Source organism: Undibacterium sp. Ren11W, from assembly GCF_049340485.1.
Classification (GTDB): Bacteria; Pseudomonadota; Gammaproteobacteria; order Burkholderiales; family Burkholderiaceae_D; genus Undibacterium.
Genome location: NZ_JBMPPB010000001.1, coordinates 665,854 through 683,060, shown reverse-complemented (window position 1 = coordinate 683,060; position 17,207 = coordinate 665,854). Strand labels below are relative to the sequence as shown.

12 protein-coding genes are annotated in these 17,207 nt (G+C 47.3%); 9 read left to right on the top strand and 3 right to left on the bottom strand.

Annotated features, from left to right (window positions below; translation table 11 throughout):
* The first annotated feature begins 4 nt into the window (after positions 1–4).
* The 4 genes from ACO0K8_RS03150 to ACO0K8_RS03135 all read left to right on the top strand — a co-directional run bounded on the left by ACO0K8_RS03150 (position 5) and on the right by ACO0K8_RS03135 (position 5,431).
* Positions 5–2,296 (top strand): GGDEF domain-containing protein, encoded by a 2,292-nt coding sequence (locus ACO0K8_RS03150; protein WP_422945163.1) that lies wholly within the window; start codon positions 5–7, stop codon positions 2,294–2,296.
* A 311-nt stretch (positions 2,297–2,607) separates the two neighbouring features.
* Positions 2,608–3,588, top strand: coding sequence for a DUF3667 domain-containing protein (locus ACO0K8_RS03145; RefSeq protein WP_422945162.1), 981 nt, complete (start codon positions 2,608–2,610; stop codon positions 3,586–3,588).
* Between the two features lie 281 nt (positions 3,589–3,869).
* On the top strand, positions 3,870–4,265 hold the full coding sequence (locus ACO0K8_RS03140; RefSeq protein ID WP_422945161.1) for a hypothetical protein: 396 nt from the start codon (positions 3,870–3,872) through the stop codon (positions 4,263–4,265).
* Positions 4,266–4,807: 542 nt separating this feature from the next.
* Positions 4,808–5,431: an ORF6N domain-containing protein gene (locus ACO0K8_RS03135; RefSeq protein ID WP_422945160.1), complete on the top strand. Its 624-nt coding sequence runs from the start codon at positions 4,808–4,810 to the stop codon at positions 5,429–5,431.
* A gap of 699 nt (positions 5,432–6,130) precedes the next feature.
* On the opposite strand, the gene ACO0K8_RS03130 is transcribed toward ACO0K8_RS03135, so the two are convergent.
* Positions 6,131–7,843 (bottom strand): serine hydrolase domain-containing protein, encoded by a 1,713-nt coding sequence (locus ACO0K8_RS03130; RefSeq protein ID WP_422945159.1) that lies wholly within the window; start codon positions 7,841–7,843, stop codon positions 6,131–6,133.
* 944 nt (positions 7,844–8,787) lie between these two features.
* On the opposite strand from ACO0K8_RS03130, the gene ACO0K8_RS03125 reads away from it, so the two are divergent.
* The 4 genes from ACO0K8_RS03125 (at position 8,788) to prfH (ending at position 13,200) form a co-directional block, all read left to right on the top strand.
* Entirely contained in the window at positions 8,788–9,444 is a 657-nt protein-coding gene (locus ACO0K8_RS03125) for a hypothetical protein (RefSeq protein WP_422945158.1), read from the top strand.
* Between the two features lie 195 nt (positions 9,445–9,639).
* Entirely contained in the window at positions 9,640–10,851 is a 1,212-nt protein-coding gene (locus ACO0K8_RS03120; RefSeq protein ID WP_422945157.1) for a hypothetical protein, read from the top strand.
* Positions 10,852–11,428: 577 nt separating this feature from the next.
* Positions 11,429–12,580, top strand: coding sequence for an RNA ligase RtcB family protein (locus ACO0K8_RS03115; protein ID WP_422945156.1), 1,152 nt, complete (start codon positions 11,429–11,431; stop codon positions 12,578–12,580).
* A complete protein-coding gene (prfH, locus tag ACO0K8_RS03110) occupies positions 12,577–13,200 on the top strand; it encodes a peptide chain release factor H (protein WP_422945155.1) in 624 nt (207 codons plus the stop codon). Before ACO0K8_RS03115 ends, prfH begins: the two co-directional genes overlap by 4 nt.
* Positions 13,201–13,347: 147 nt before the next feature.
* On the opposite strand, the gene ACO0K8_RS03105 is transcribed toward prfH, so the two are convergent.
* Together ACO0K8_RS03105 and ACO0K8_RS03100 are read right to left on the bottom strand one after the other, a co-directional pair.
* Positions 13,348–13,845: a hypothetical protein gene (locus ACO0K8_RS03105; RefSeq protein WP_422945154.1), complete on the bottom strand. Its 498-nt coding sequence runs from the start codon at positions 13,843–13,845 to the stop codon at positions 13,348–13,350.
* Between the two features lie 372 nt (positions 13,846–14,217).
* Complete coding sequence (locus ACO0K8_RS03100; protein ID WP_422945153.1) at positions 14,218–15,297, bottom strand: SGNH/GDSL hydrolase family protein; 1,080 nt, start codon at positions 15,295–15,297, stop codon at positions 14,218–14,220.
* A 516-nt stretch (positions 15,298–15,813) separates the two neighbouring features.
* Between ACO0K8_RS03100 and ACO0K8_RS03095 the strand changes: the two genes are divergently transcribed.
* The gene (locus ACO0K8_RS03095; protein ID WP_422945152.1) at positions 15,814–17,079 is read left to right on the top strand and encodes a sterol desaturase family protein; all 1,266 of its coding nucleotides are present in this window, start codon (positions 15,814–15,816) and stop codon (positions 17,077–17,079) included.
* Positions 17,080–17,207 lie beyond the last annotated feature (128 nt).

Below are 17,207 nucleotides of genomic sequence, written 5' to 3'. Positions count from 1 at the left end.
AAACATGAAACTCGACAGATTACGTTTTCTAAATATAGAACTTACAAAAGAGATGGCAACAGATGGCCTGACAACTGAAATTTATTATTACTTCGAAAGCGAGTGGCGTATCCTTGATAACGATCGAAAAGTGACCGCTGACGAGTTAGTAAATCTTGAAAAATCTCAAAAAGAACTTATTGCCCAACATAACTCAAAAGAACTCCTCGCTTATTTCGCGATCGAAGAATTTAATTGCGTAGTATCGATTTTATTCTTAAGTTCTCCTCGACTAGAGAAACGACGAAGTTCCAGAACACGTATTCAACATGTAATAGAACGCGCAATAAACGCGTTCAAAGTTGCACATAACCCTTTAACATTACTTCTCGCTCGCGAAGCCTTTTATAAACGACTGAGTGATTCATTGCACTCCATCAGCAACAACTTAGATAGTGATGCAGAAGGACAGGAGAACACACTTCCTCAGAACCTCGCAATTTTTGCGCTTGATATTGATCATTTCAAACAAGTCAATGATACATATGGGCACCTCTATGGCGATCAGGTGCTCAAAAGTTTTAGTATTAGGATGGAAAAGGCTGCGGCCAAAGTTAAAAACCTAGCCGAGGGACGTGTTTCAATAGATCTTGGGCACCCCTCTGGAGAGGAATTTCTTGTTCTTATTGTTGGCACTTGTACTCGTGATGAGATATTAGAGTGGGCCAATCTATTTAGATCTGAAATTGCGGACGAGGTGCTCCCATCAAAAACAGAATGGGAAGATCTCTCCAAAAATGAAAATCTGTCTATGTTAATACTACCAATACAACAAGAACGCTCTATTAGCGCCAGTGTTGGAGTCGCAATTCACTCACCAAGTACGTCAATCAGCAAGGACACAGATTGGATCAAGTATTTATTAGGGCTTGCCGATTCTGCACTATTCAGAGCGAAAGCGGCCGGCCGAAATCAGGTGATACTATTCGACGACATTGTGAATACTTATGGACGTGTATTAGAACAAGATAAGCGTACTCGCATAGTTGCACTCGATATTGGTACAAACGTTGGCGTGGAGATTGGGCAAGAGTTTAAGGTTTTCCCCACAGGTTTAACAGGGAAGCGGAAATTTCTCGTCAATGATGGTCGCACATCAAGAGCAATTGGTACTTACCCTAAAGTGGAGCTGACACGAATTACGATTTTCAACACCCAACCAGAACTGTCGTTTGCATTTATTTCCGATTCAAACGATCACAATATTGAAATAGAACCAGGCGCACAGTTGGAAGCTATACCAGTGGGTAGTATCGGACGTCTTGTTCCATATGCGTCAAAATTTTTCACCTCTGATTTAGACACGATAGATATTGGTGACATAAGCTCTCTTAAGAAATTTATTACTCAGGAATCCGCAAGTAAGGCCAGCCCTTTTGCTATTGTGCTTCGTTTTACCAAGGCTCTAGAGTATCAGAAAAAATTCGGTACAGTAGCGCTCAATATCGCACTAACAAAATTGTATCGGGAGGCGCACTCCAGTTTTCATTTTGCGAATCAAATAGGAATTCTCGATAAATCAGCATTATGTATATCAGGAAAAAATTCAGCTTATCGAGAAAAAGACGTAGAAGAATTTACTGACAAATTTGCACCAAATTTCCCGGAGCTTGGATTAATTGCTGGAGTGTTCTGCAATAACGATATTGAAAAACCGCCAAAAGGATCTAATAGCCAGCTACTTGCGCTGCACGCGATTGAATTCGCTCAATTCGCAGCATCTGAACATGGCAAAGCATTGGATAGCCGCATTAGTCATTTTAATTTCATTGCGGCCAGTCGTATTCTGAATTCGCAACGTGATGCGCAACTCTATACATCAGCAAGAACCGACTTTGAAAAATTTGAGCAACTTGGAGTAATGAATGCATCTCTTTCGAACCTTGGAGGTCTGATTTATAGCACGCTTGGCGCGCTGCAAAAGGCTGCAGAAAATTATATGTCGGCGATAACAAAATCTCCATCGACGTTAGTTTACAAGAGCAATTATGCAGTTGTGTCTAATCGAATTGGTGAAGTTGATTCACCACTTAAAATTTTAAACGCTCTTGAAGACTCCAAAATTGATGAACTCAAAGAATCTCACCCTTTTGGTTTTTTTACCTATGCAGTGCTACTTGCTAAAGCGAAAGGGAAAAATTCTGGTGAATTTAATGCCGTCCGATTCAATTCAATAGGCGTTCAAGCGCTTGCACTGGACGACTTTAAAACAAGCACTCATAGTCGGGAAATAATTGAAAAATCGCTAAGGCAGTAAGGCGTAATACGTAAGGCGTCAATAGCCGCAGGCGTATTGCGCCGAATTGTATCTACGCAAACGGTTCAGGTTAATCGCATACCCGACCCGTTTCAAAAACGTTTGCGCAGTATTCATGCGGTCTGCAGGCCGAAAAGCTGCCAGCAGCCGCAGCGGTATTGCGTAAGTGCTTTCTAAATGTCAAACACGGGCTAAGTTCTAAGATTCCAGCATTTTCAAAACCCATTACGCATATTTCTTGCGGTCTACAGACCCATTCAGCTTTTTAAAATTTAATGCAGGACGCTAAACAGGCATCCGTTTGGAGCAAGATGAAATCAGCACAATTATCCCGCTTTACACGCTCTACCCAAAGGCAGGAAAACGCGCCCTGCCGCAATTGCGCAACGATCTACAGTGGGAATTATTGCCCGGAATGTGGCCAGGAATCCTACACGGGTGCGCCTACGGCTGTTGATTTTATCTATGAATTTTTGACCCGCAATGTGTTTGAGCGCGGCAAGATGCCACGCACCCTATGGCATTTACTGCGTTACCCTGGCGGTTTGACGGTCGATTTTCTGGAAGGCAGGCGAGCGCGCTTTATTCGTCCGGTGCGCTTGTATTTTGGCTTGTCGGTGCTGTATTTTTTGCTGCTGTCGCTCAGTACCAGCACTGAAAAAATCAGTTCTGAACTGATTAAGGCCTCATCCCAGACTATCCCACAAGCCACTGCGGCTGCAGAAAAAGCAGCGCTTAACAAACCACTGGTTCCTGATCCTAAAAAGAACAGGGAAGAAATACTCGCCAAAATCTCAGAAGCAACCGACGTACCTGATTTTAATATTCAATTTTTTGGCAATCGTTTTAGTCAGGACCCGACCGAGAATGTAAAAAAGAGGATCAAAGACTTCGTCAAGCTGCCGCAAGAGGAGCAACTCCATCAAGGAATACAGGCATTATTTAATCAGGCACCGAAGGCGATGTTTTTTCTGGTACCGGTGTTTGCCTTGCTACTGAAACTATTGTTTATGCTGCGCCGCATTTCTTATGGTGCGCATCTGTTATTCGCATTTCATTGCCACGCATTTATATTCTTGTGTCTGATATTTTTATTGCTACCACTGCCTGGCATCATCAGTGTGCCGGTGCAATGGCTGATGTGGGGTTATCCGCTGCTAGCGATACGAACCACCTATCTGTGTAGCTGGCCGAGCGCGATCTGGAGATGGCTAACATTAAGCATCTTGTACCCGACCGTCATCGCCACGACGCTGGGCTTGGCGACCTTGAGCGCGGTTTTCATGCTTTAAATATGGCCGTGAGGCGGAATACGGAAGGCGTGAATAGCCGCGGGCGTATTGCGCCGTATGGACTCTATGCAAACGTTCAGGCTGCCATATACTCTGCCCGTTTCAAAATCGTTTGCGCAGTATCCATGCGGCCTGCAGGCCGAAATGCTGCCACAGGCCGCAGCGGTATTGCGTGAAGCACACACAACACCGTACACTTAAACAGGTTTACCTCAGCTAAATATTGAGGAATGAAGACATCAAATGGCTTGCACCCGTCTACCTGACTGCCAAGGGAAGAAATGAAAAAATTCATTCTATATATCACTACGCTCTGTCTGATAATAATCATGTCGGGATGTATAACCATATCAGTAATTGTATTTGATCTAGGAGTGGCTTACGACGAAGCGGATATGGAAAAGGTTAGCGCTATTATTGAACTCAATGGATATAAGCGTGATTTGTTGCCTGAAGTCGATAGCGCCGGGGAAATAAGCTCAAGATTTGTGTTGCCGATCGGTACTGCAACGTGTTTTTACGTAAAATTGCGACCACAAGATGGGCGACTCCAAGTTGAATTTATTGAAAAAATGGGCTTATCTGAAAGAAGCAAACTCTTATTGCAGAAAGTGGTTCAGGATTTACGGGGGGTATCTGGTGATCGTGGCATAAGAGTCGATGGGAGGAAAATTTAAGTCCGTAATACGTAAGGCGTGAATAGCCGCAGGCGTATTGCGCCGAATGAAATCTACGCAAACTGAATCAGGCTTTCGCATATCCGAACTGTTCAACATCGTTTGCGCAGTATTCATGCGCTCTGCAGGCCGAAATGCCGCCGCAGGCCGCACCGGTATTGCGCAAGCGCTTTGCACGCTGAGCATTTTGAGATCGATGGCGCATAGTTTGCGCTATGTCTCAACAGTCCAACATCGATCAAAACCCTTTGAATTGTGTTGGACTGATAAAACTTTAGTCCAACCTACACGCTAGATAACTTCAACATTATATGAACTATCTGATGCCCCCTTTGATTGCTTTGATTGGAAAGAATTTCCACCAAAATTTTGATAGCCAGGGCTTCGGGGACGAAATTTGCTAGGGTCGGTGGAATTACTTTCGAGATGAAGTCTTAATTTTCTTTTCGTCATGTATAGTAATTCACTTGACCAAGATGCGTCATATCGAAATTCTTGAACGGCAAAACTGATCTCAGTTTCTTCATAGGGAAATGTTACAAATGACGATTGTAAAAAAATTGACTTCATCAGCCCTCGCACCATCAGCGCGCATCGAGAGTCGCATCTTGCTGTTGCGCGGCCAGAAAGTGATCATCGATGCTGACTTGGCTGAGCTGTATGGTGTGCCGACCAAGGCACTGAATCAAGCGGTCAAACGAAATGTCCAGCGTTTTCCGCAAGATTTTATGTTTCAGCTGACATCCATTGAGAAGCAAGAGGTGGTCACAGATTGTGACCACCTCAGCAAATTGAAATTTTCTAAAACCTTACCGTTCGTTTTTACTGAACATGGCGCGATACAAGCTGCCAATGTGATTAACTCTGAGCAGGCAGTCGAAATTGGCGTGTATGTGGTACGCGCCTTCGTGCGTTTGCGCGAGTTAGCTCTATCGAACAAAGACTTGGCGCAGCGCTTGGATGAGCTGGAGAACAAAGCCGATTTAATGGAATTGAAGCACGATACTTTTGAGCACAATACTCGCGTGCAGTTAAAACAAGTTCTTGAAGCGATACGGGAATTAATGGCATCGCCTAAGCCCGAACCTGTAAAGAAGCGATCAATAGGCTTTATTGAGCAGGACGAAAAGCCGGAAAAACCCAAGGCGACTAAAGCTAAAAAATAGCGCTTTTTAGTAAATCAAAGTGAGCTGGCTTCGCAACGATTTTTAAAGCAAACCAGCTCACTTTGAAGCAAATGAATTTACAGCACGGTAGCTTGGGCCAGGTCTCATCAGCGCTACATCTATCGACGCGCCATGAAATGCGATGGACTGATAAATAGTTAATTCAACCTACGTACTAGACCTAACTAAATTCTATCGACAAATCACATGATAATTTCTACAAAATCACGCTCATTTTTGATATCAAACATCATTGCAATGCTGTGCATTAATCCTCTATTTAAATATGCCGGTTTGACACCTCCGTTACAAACAACGGCAGGCGATTTACCGGCAATTTTTCTCTTTGTAGTGAGTAGTTTTGGGCTGACAGTATGCTTTCTATTTGCCCTTAATTTACTCCGACTTATAGCGCAGCTATTTCGATCAAACACCTCGGCCACGTAGGGTGGATGCAACCCACGCTACGTATGGCACCGCATGGACTCTACGTAAACGGCATCAGGCTAGCAGCATACCCACCCGTTCCCAAATCGTTTGCGCAGTATCCATGCGGCCTGCAGGCCGAAATGCTGCCACAAGCCGCAGCGGCATTGCGGATAAGCTTTAGCTATTTCCAAGCGCGCCTCATGGAAAATCTGGTCTGGCTGAGGCTGCGCTTTTTGCCTGGCCGCTGGCAAATGCTTTCAACGCAAAGTATCATTTCACCTTGATGCGCAGCAGTTTTATTTCTTTTTCTCCCTGGCGCAACATCACGCTTTCTGCAGCTGATCCTTGTCCGTCAAATTCCAGCGTTGCGTCGACTACGGTCAGTTTAAACTTGTTCGGCCCGACAGCCACGATGTCGCTCGCTGGCTGGCCCTGAGCCTGCACTTCAAGGCCGCCCTTGGCATTGCGCCTCACTTCGGTGCTAAAAACGGGGCTGGTGTAAGAGCCAAGCACCCGCGCGATCTGCTCTTCACTTAATGCGAGGGCAGCGGTTTGCGCAGGAAGATCGCCCTGGCGTAGCCATACTTCACCCACGTTATTTCCTTGCGGATAAAATTTCAGGCCGGTGATTTTTCTTTGTGCGTCTATTTCTAATTCCATCCAGCTAAGCGGATCGGCTTCAAAGCCGATCCGCTGTTGTGTTGCCGTGATGAGCTCCAGGCTTCTACCGCCCTGACGCTGCGAATAGAGTTTTCCGTCTGTAAATTTTATGGTCCGCGTTACCCCATTTTTGGCGTAGACGCCCTGCGCCGCTTTCATGTTGATGTCATTCCATTTTTCTGGTGTAAGAGCGACAAAAGGATCGCCGATAAGCTGTGCCGCCAATTTCATCGAATACGGTTTGGTGGGACCTTCAAAATTGTTCAGTTGCACAAGCGTGGTGCCACTCTCGGGGAGATACATCAGATCGGAGGCAAAACCGTTGATGCCACCGTTATGCCATAGGGCTGCGTGTCCGCGCACCTGGCGCGAACCGATACCAAAACCATATTTGTCTTTGATTGCGGCACCCTGCGGTGTCGTCAATTGCTGATAAGAGGCCGCGGAAATCACACGTCCACCATGCAGTGCCTCATTCCAACGCCACAGGTCTTTGGCGCTAGAAATCAATGCGCCGGCGCCTTGCGGCACAGTCATGCTGATCGGGCTCGCTGGTGCAATGCCACCCTTCTGATTTGCCTGATAGCCGCGCACCAAACCTGGCCAGACCTGCTGCGGATTCTCCCAGCTGGTGTCCTTGAGTTCGAGTGGTTTGATGAGTAATTCATCGAGGGCCTCGTGCCAGCTTTTTCCAGTGATTTTTTCAATGACGGCACTGAGCAATATATAACCTGAATTGGAATAACGCCATGCGCTACCCGGCGCAAAATCTACCGGTAAAACAGCAATGAGCTTAACTAAGTCTTCGGTGCCGACATCAATACGTTGTGTTGTTTCAGCAAATTTTGGGACATTGGTAAAATCACTGACGCCGGCAGTATGGTTGAGTAACTGCAGCAAGCTGATTTGCCCGCCATTGGGAAAATCACTGAGATAGTTTGACAAAGGATCATCGAGCTTAGCCTTGCCCTGGTCGATCAGTTTAAGTAAGGCAACAGCGGTAAACTGTTTGCTGATCGAACCGATGCGAAACTTTTGCTCGGGCGTCATGGCGATGCCCAGTTCGATGTCTGCCATACCGCGTGCCGAGGCGCAAATCAGCTCGCCCTTGCGCGCCGCCAGCACGACGGTGCCGGTACCGGTCTGTGGCATAGGCTGCAGCACGGCATCACATTGCCCAGCCAGCGACTTCACGCTCGGCAGCGCTACATCGGCGGCGAGCGCATAGGTGCTTGACGCCAAAAATGAACAGGCAATAAGAGCACGCAATAAGCTAACTTGGGTGTTTAAACCAGACGCTGCTGGCTGGTAAAGGCTATGCATGAGGGACTTTCGTATCGTGGTTAAGAAGGGAAACCGCAGCATAGAGGATAAAAAAACCGGGAATATCAAGAACACGACGAAATGCGCAATCCCAGGCATGAGCTGCATGATGCACGCGATATGCACGCAATATGCGATACCTTTGAACGGTCACCGAGACTTAAGCTAACCCCGATCGTCATCGCCAGCCAGGCTCGACAATCACTGCGACGCTATTATCGACATTTTTATGAAACCCATTCTGATGATCACTTCTTATGGGAAATATTGGGTCAAGTCTGCTCATAAGCTATCCATAAGTATGATCTTGCATGCCAAGACTTGACCCCAGTTTTAAGTTCCAGTTTTAAATTTTATCCGCCGTAGAAATCTACGAAAATGCTTCAGACTTCCACATATCCAACTCGCCTTAAAATCGTTTGCGCAGTATCCATGCGGTCCGCAGGCCGAAAAGCTGCCAGCAGCCGCAGCGGTATTGCGTCAGCAATTCGGGAACTTCTAAAAGATTGCACGACTTTGCATCAGCTCGTAAAGCTACAAGCAAAAAAATCTATCTCAACGTTCATTGGGCCATCGCTATCTGCATGGCGATGGTGTGAGCACGCTGCACTCGCTTGTAGCGCATGCGGGCAGCGCGTTTAAGGATAAAGGGCTGCCAGCGAAGATCCTTTGCTGAGTCGTCATCTAGTAAAAATTGTAACAACAACTAGGCTAGTTTTGTCAATTTTGCTATAATTTTTTCCGGAAATTATGTATCGCGAATAAAAACTCGATAATTTTCCTCATACCCAAGTCCCACTTCAACGGAGTTTTTAAACATGCAAAAAACCTATGTTTTGGCAAGCCAGTTCGCCCTCGCCGCCTTATGCTTTGCCGCGCACGGCGTCTCATACAGCGCAGCCTACAATGAAGCTGACATCAGCGGCTACAAAATCGGCGGTCAAATGCTTGCGGCCAAACCTGTGCTGCAGAAAATTAATCCAGCCTATGTGTTTGAGGAAATCAAACTCCAAGATGGTCGCGTGGTGGGGCTGAGCGCCGTGGTAAAAATTGTTAAGCAGAACATGCCAACTTTTTATGCAGATCAATTCGTCGTGCTGCAAAACGAAGCCGGTATCGTCTGGTTTGCAGGAAGAACACAACAGATCGCCGACAAAGAAAAATACGTGAATATAAAGACCCTGCGCGAATCTTTAGAGAGCAAGTATGGCAAGTCGACTTATAGCGAAAACCTGAGCATGGTGTGGGATTACGATGCCAGCGGCAAGCAATATATGTCAGTCAAAATCGGCGATTATTACGGCGTCTCTCCTTGCTATACCGATGGCAATAGCACAGATAACCTGGGTGACATCACTGGCACGAATTTAGCTATGTGGGTGCCGCGAAAATTCAGCGAAAAATGTGGATTCGCCGTTCACTCCCGTATGTCGTCAGCCGCAGGCGATTCCACAATGAGCCTTGTTTCAAAATACACTACTACTCTGGTGAATCCTAAGCTAAGATACGATATGGCGGCAATCAAAGCCGCCAAAGATGCGATCGAAAAGAAAAAGCTGATCGATTCGGAAGCACAGCGCGGCAATAAGCCGCAACTTTAATTGGCACAGCGCCTGGCGACGCTTACAGTAAGCGCGCCATGTGCGGGCTGTGGTAAAGGTGTCTGTGCAAGGCATTAGCGAAAAGCCCATAGGGCGTATTGCGCAGTATGGAATGTACGTAACTGATGCGACGTTTTTTAAACACCCAGGGTTCCAATCTTAAATTTCACCCCCAGCCACCACATTTGACTATCTATGAACGTCACAAATTTTTTCTCCGCTTTCAATAGGTTTGCGTTTGCACTTAGGCGCTCAGTGATCGTGTCTGGGATTTTCATGCTGTTTATCAGCGCCGCCTCCGCTCAAAGCGACGACCTCGCTGGCCACTACTATCTCAGTGGCGTCACAGAAGTCGGCTCTGAACTCTTGCTCAAACGGGACGGTAGCTTTGAATGGGCCATGAGTTATGGTGCCATAGACCAGCAAAACCAGGGCACTTGGAAGTTGCAGGATGGGAAGCTTGTGCTCACCTCGAAAGCGCTCAAACCGCGGCGTCCATTTCTCTCACTCAAAGGCGTAGAGCCATGGTCAGACGATGCCGCGAGCCAGCTTAAGTACCTACAAGAAAGCGCAAGGGATGAAAAGGCCTATGCGTTTTGCCCCTTCTTACATGGACAGATTGCGGTCGCAGGCGGGAAACCCAAAGAGCAAGCTGAACCCGCCGCTGCAGCCGCAACCTCAGCCGCAATGAGCGACTATCCAAACTTGGCGGCAGCGAACAAGGCCGGGAAATTAGCAGTGGCCAGGCTGCCCGCCGAATTATCGGCGTTTCATGCGCTGCGCATAAAAACCAAAGCAGAAATAAACGCTTTTCAAGCGGAGTCTCAAGATAGCGAATCTTGGGCTAAGGCATCCAACGCATTGATGGCAAAGCTAAAATCGTACCGGAGCGCCGAAGAGGCACTGCGCAAAATGATTGTCCAGGCGATAGCGATTGATGATAAATATCGCGATCTTTTTGACATCGATGATCTGCATCCTACGATTTGGCAATATGCCACATTTTCATGCGCCAAAAGCGTACAAGCTAAGTCCAAGGAACCGAACATCGCCTACGTCGCCATTTATGTTGACGATCCGGAAAATAGTGTGCGCATCGCCAAAAATAGCAAAGCACAAGTCAAATTTTCTGATGGTTCCGTTCAAAACATGACGGGTTTCGACTCTGGCTACGCCATGGCCACGCTTCAAGCTGGGCAGTCGATTACGGGTATCAGTATCGCTTCTAAAGAAAGCAGAAATGATCCGATTAAACATTTTGACTTTGCCGTAAAGGTGGACCACCAGAGCGTTATTCATGTCCTTATGGATGTAACGGCACTGATCCCAATCCCGTTTGAAACGCTCACACTTCCGATTAAGGGTAACGGTCTGCTTTATGAGGGTGGAATATATAAGAAACAGTAAGGCCTGCAAGACCGTGAGCCGAAATACGAAAGCCGCAATAGCCGCAAGCGTTTTGCACCGAACGGGATGTTTAACAAAACGGAGGGATATGCGGCGCTGACTCCCCTATCCATTTTTAAGATCGTTTGCGCAGTATTCATGCGCTTTGCAGGCCGAAATGCTGCCAGCAGGCGCAGCGGTATTGCGTAAGCACTTTTTAAAATATGACACGTCCTCTAAGCGGTAAATTCTATGCATGTTCACAAAGTGCTGGCTCAGGTATTGCATGAACACACACGGAAGACCTGAGCACGGTTCCGATATTTTTTTCAAAAATGTTTTACCAATCGCGGGCGCATTGTTAGAATACGCCCAGTGCTAGTCACTATCTCAGGCTTCGCATTGCTTACTAAGGTCTATCATTGATAGAATTTTCCTCTGCGAGAGCCACTACATCATGTCAATAATAAGGAGAATAAACATGACAAATTTCAACCTGTATCCATCCCACTCTTACTCTTTTAGCGGGTCTCGTCAGGCATAAAATTTCATCCTGGCGACGACCTGTTTGCAGCAACAAACAACAGGTTGAAACCAAATGGGCAATTCATCTTTACAAATTATTTCAGAAAATATTTCTGTAGTCGCTTCAAAAAATACATGGATAGCAGGCGAAGCGATCCAACAATTACAAACAACTGCAAAACTCGACGGCATGCGCCGTGTGGTTGGCATGCCTGATTTACATCCTGGGCGTGGTTATCCTGTGGGTGCCGCATTTTTTTCCGTCGATCGCTATTATCCTGCCTTGATCGGGGGCGATATTGGCTGTGGTATGAGCTTGTGGAAAACTGATTTATCGACAGCTAAATTTTCCATCGATAAACTGGTGAAACGACTTGGCAATATCGACGCGCCTTTGATAGCGGTGAGCGATGTCTGGCGCGACAGAGTCTTGACGCATCAATTGGCAGATACCGGGTATGAACATGCGCTGGGAAGCATAGGCGGTGGTAATCATTTTGCCGAACTACAGCATGTCGATCAGATCTACGACCAGGCCTGCATAGAGAAGCTTGGTCTCGATCAAAAGAAAATTTTAGTTTTGGCGCATAGTGGTTCGCGTGGATTTGGCGGGCAAATTTTACGTGAGCATGTCGAACAATTTCGTCACGCTGGCTTGCTGGCAAAAACCAAGGAAAGTGACGCTTATTTAATCCAGCACCAGAGAGCATTGCAATTTGCGCGCGCCAATCGCAGTTTGATCGCGCAACGCATTTGTGCCAATTTGGGTGCCGAAGGCGAAGCAATAATCGATATCGATCACAATTTATTGACGCAGTTTGAACTCGATGGGCAAGCTGGTTGGTTGCATAGAAAGGGTGCGACGCCAGCGGATCAAGGCTTAGTTGTAATACCTGGTTCGCGTGGTGATTACAGCTATTTAGTCGAGCCCATTCCTGCGTCACTGAGTCTATATTCGTTAGCGCATGGTGCTGGTAGAAAATGGATGCGTAGTGAGTGTGAAGCGCGCTTATCCAAACGCTATACCATGGCACAACTTGCTAAGACCTCATTAGGAAGCCGCGTCATTTGCAATGATAAGGGTTTGATCTTTGAAGAAGCACCGGAAGCCTATAAGCCGATTGATAGCGTTATTCATTCTTTGCAAGATGCTGGACTCATTACTTTGGTGGCACGCTTAAAGCCTTTAGTGAGTTATAAAACTTCGGGAGGGTGTTGCGCATGATTTTATTTCAGATTAGTGCCGCACAAGGCCCGGAGGAATGCTGTTTGGCAGTCGGCATGGCTTTGCAGCGTGTGGAAAAAGAGATCAGACAAAAAGGCTTTGCCAGCGATCTGATTGAAGCGGTAAAAGGGGAACGGCCCAATACTTATAAGTCAGTCTTGCTTAGCGTGGAAGGCGAAGCTGTAGAAGATTGGGCAAAAACATGGGAAGGCACTTTGCAATGGATACATACTAGCCCCTATCGCCCACGTCACTTACGTAAAAACTGGTTTATTGGGGTGAAAATATTTTCATCACCAGTCACGCCAGAAGGTGTACTTGAGCAAAGCATACGTTATGAAGCTTGTCGTGCCAGCGGACCTGGCGGCCAGCATGTGAACAAAACCGATTCTGCAATCCGTGCCACACATGTCGCTAGCGGCATCAGTGTTAAAGTGCAGACGGCGCGAAGTCAGCATGCAAATAAGAAATTAGCAGCTATGTTGATCACTCAAAAACTTGCAGAAATTGCGGAACAAGCGGCAAACCAGGTACGTAGTGAACGTCATCAAAGTCATGCTGACGTAGAACGTGGCGCCGCGAAACTCGTTTTTAGGGGGAGTGATTTTACTCTATCGTAAAGAAGCAGCCTGAACCGAGCGCGCAACTTCAAGCGCGCATCAATAGTACATATTGGCCCAAAATAGACCGATCTTGGGGGGCGATTTTTGCCAACATCGCATGAAGTTTACGTGATGCTGCCCCCCATTGGTTCTTTACTTTTGATTCTATTTTTTCACAATTGATTCCACTTTTTGTCCGACCAGCTTGCCCGTTGTTGTTTCTTCTATCCATACGGCGGATCCTTCGGCACTGAGTTTCCCACGAACCGTATACTGTTTATTTTCCTCGGGCGCAAATTCAATTTCTCCCTCAACGACATAAACTGGGTTAGTCATTGCCAATATTGGAGCGGCATATTGAGTGCTACCTTTAATTATTAGTTTAGAGGGCCGGGCTGGAATTTCATGAGAATAAAGATATGGCTCAACAGAAAACCCTTTTCCTTGATTTTGAAAACTGGTAGCTGCTTGAGCATTTTCAATTTTTCGACCATCAACTATTTTCGTGAAAAACAAATCAACCTTACTTTTTGATATACGAGTAGCAGAATCATTTACTGTCGCTATTGGTCCAACATAGTCTTTCGGACGGGAAGGTTCGACAGTAGCGCAACCAGTTAACATTGAAATCAAAGTAAGAACAAACAACAAATAGAACTTCATGCGAAGCCTCCTAAAATTATTAATTGAAAAACAAGCGATACTAGTGGATATAGGTATGACTGGCAAGGCCGCAAATCGGAAATTTTCAAGCCAATTTTCGCCAAAATGCTGCTTTCTATGTGTCTAATTTTAGTTACTGATATACGCGAGCGGTTACGCTTAATGTCTGAACAAAAAAGCTTGCAAGTCGAAATAATTCCATAGCCGCAGGCGTATTGCGCCGTACGGGATGTTTAACAAAACGGTGGGATATGCGAGGCTGAATCCCCAATCCACTTTTAAGATCGTTTGCGCAGTATTCATGCGCTCTGCAGGCCGAAATGCTGCCAGCAGCCGCAGCGGTATTGCGTCAGCACTTTTTAAATGTTGCGCTCATCCCTGTTTGTTTTTAATCGCAAGGCAGCGATCGAGCGCATGCTTTTGGCTATATCCATCGATCAATCCACCTGCTGCAATATCATTTAAAAATTGTGTGGCGTAGTAACACTGCATGCGGGTGTTTGGATGAATATATTCCCAGAACTTGTAACCCATAGGATCATTGCAAAACTCTTGTTTTCCATAGAATTGGCCCTTGACGGAGCCGACGAAACAAGGGGCGTTGAGTACTGAAAACCCGTAAGCTTGGGGATTGTCATAGGTGGCTTTATTGATGTCGTAGGCCTGGTATTTAATCAGCTTGAGTTCCGCATTTTTCGCGCCTAGCCGTTCTAACATCTGGCTGAGTTTTTGATTATGAAGTCTGGTCGCCATAAACAGAGTTTCATCTGTGGCGGCCGCCGCGCCCTTAGGATCACGGTTGATGCCGCCAAGTTCGGGCATAGTGCCAATCGAGATGCGATTAAATCCCAGTTTTTGCATTTTATAAATCTCGCTCTCTATCTCGGCGATGGTTTGCTCCACCGCGAGTGTGAGTAGCGTCATTTTTGGCTTACCACTGGCCTCTTGGTATTGGTCACCGTTTCTTAGGTAATTATTTGGCCCTATCCAGATACTGATCAAGGTTTTTTTTGTGTCTAGTGTCTGTAAATAGCGAGTATTTTTATCGATTTGTTCAGGCAGCGAAGTCACCACCAGATTTTCTGGAAAAGCACCGGGTCGGGTGCGCGCCCCACCGACCGCAAAATTATCGAGCTTCCAATGCAAGGCATACTCCACATAGTCAGCCCAGATAGGCCCATTGGAAAATCGCCCATGATAGAAAATTTTATCCGGAACGAGCAAACCAAAGCTGTTGCGGTTAAGGTTACCGGGGTCAGACAGCGAATCGCCAAATACCACTAAGTGCTCAATGCCGCCGCTAGCGGAGTCGCCCACTTCGTGATCGAGCCAGGCACTTTGCCGGTCCGGCAACATGGCATCGACTCGCGGCCCGTTATAGGCACATCCAAGGATCAGACTGACGAGAGCCAGAGAAAATACGCGGCGTAGTCGACGTTTCATGCGAGCCATGGCAAATCCCTATGCGATCAAAGAGCTTTCATCATAGCGCACCTGTACCAGCTAAAGGGGGCAACGTCGCTTTAACCAAGACCGGGGCGGCGCTTGCATAGCGTCATCCTCAGCTGGTCTCTGATCAGAGCAAAACTCGGCAATCAATTTGCGCTGTTGCTCTTGAGCGCTTGGTGCGCACGACGCCCCTACCGGCTTGCTGCAAGCTCGCCTATGCAAAACCGTAAAGCGTTATACCTAGGGCGTTAATCTACGCAATGGAGTCGCGCTTTTGCCTACGCTAAGGTAGGCAAAATCGTTTGCGCAGTATTCATGCGCACTGCAGGCCAAAAAGCTGAGATGCGGTGCGCTCCGTCTGCGACTATTGACGCCCTAACAACTTAAATTTAAGGTATCCTCTCTCGCTTCCAGCAAACGGCTCAAGCACGCTATAAATTTATCGACTCTGATGCGCACTGTTAGCATGCATCACACAGGTCTTGGGCTGAGCAGATACAGATCAAACACAAGGACACTATGCAAGAGAAGCAGCAAGTAATTTTATCGACGCCGGTGAGCGCGCTGGCGGATGCGGCCAGGGATACCGCCCGCTTGATGGGCGCAGACGGCGAGCTAAAAAAAGGCTATGGCATCGTCAGCGGCGTGTGGGCTTTGGGCTTGGCGATCCTGTGTGTGTTGGGGGTGTTGGCCTTCCATTTTCCGCAGTATTTAACGACGCCAGAACTACGCCATAAATATTCTTACGATATGGTCAGGCATCTGATTTTTGCGGCGCTGGTGATTGCGGGATCGATCAGCCTGATCAACGTGATACTCGGGCGCGCCCGTAGCATCAACGGGGTGGCTGGTGCGCTGGTGTTGACCAGTCTGGCGCTGGGCGGCTCGCATGTGCCTATTGCGGAGTTTCCAGATCACACGCCCTACATAGGCATGGACTGGTTTATTCTTGATTTGCTCGGTTCTACCTTGATCTTCGTAGCCTTGGAAAAGATCTTCCCACTGTATCGCGGTCAGCCGATTTTTAGAAAAGAATGGCAGACCGATCTGGTACATTTTGCGGTGAACCATTTCATCATTGGTCTGGCACTGTTGACGGTGAATTTTTTGATCCACAAAATATTCGGTTGGATCGCGCTCCCAGCCTTGCAAGAATTGGTGCAGGCGCTGCCGTTTTTGCCGCAGCTTTTGCTGTGCATATTGGTGGCAGATCTGGCGCAATACTGGACGCACCGGGCGTATCATGAGGTGCCGTTTCTGTGGCGCTTTCATGCGGTGCATCACAGCACCAAGACCATGGATTGGCTGGCCGGCTCACGCATGCATATGCTGGAGCTGATTGTCACCCGCGTGTTGGTGCTGGGTAGCTTGTATGTGCTGGGCTTTGAAAAATCGGTGATGGATGTGTACATCATCGTGGTGGGTTTTCAGGCGGTGTTTAACCACGCTAATGTGCATGTCAATTGGGGGCCGCTCAAATACCTGATCGTCACGCCCGATTTCCATCACTGGCATCATTCGTCCGACCAGATTGCGCTGGATAAAAACTATGCGGCCCACTTCTCTTTTATCGACCATCTGTTTGGCACGGCGATCAAGGGTCAGCAGGGATTCCCCGAGCAGTACGGCGTGTTTGGTGACTATATGCCAGATGGTTTTAGCGCCCAGCAGCGCTTCCCTTTTCACGTCGACCCGTACCGCGCGGGCACCGCAGCAATACTGCGTGCCAAGCGCAGCAAGCGCCAGTTGAAGAAAAACGCAGCAAAATCGCCATCGCCAGAATGATGGCGCTGGCTGCCTAAATCGCTACGGTGAAATGCCTGAGGCAGCCTGGCGCGCAGTTCTATTGCGCCGCCTTGAATGCTGGCTTAGGCATATACTCCCCTATTATTGAAATCAATTAGATCATTTGC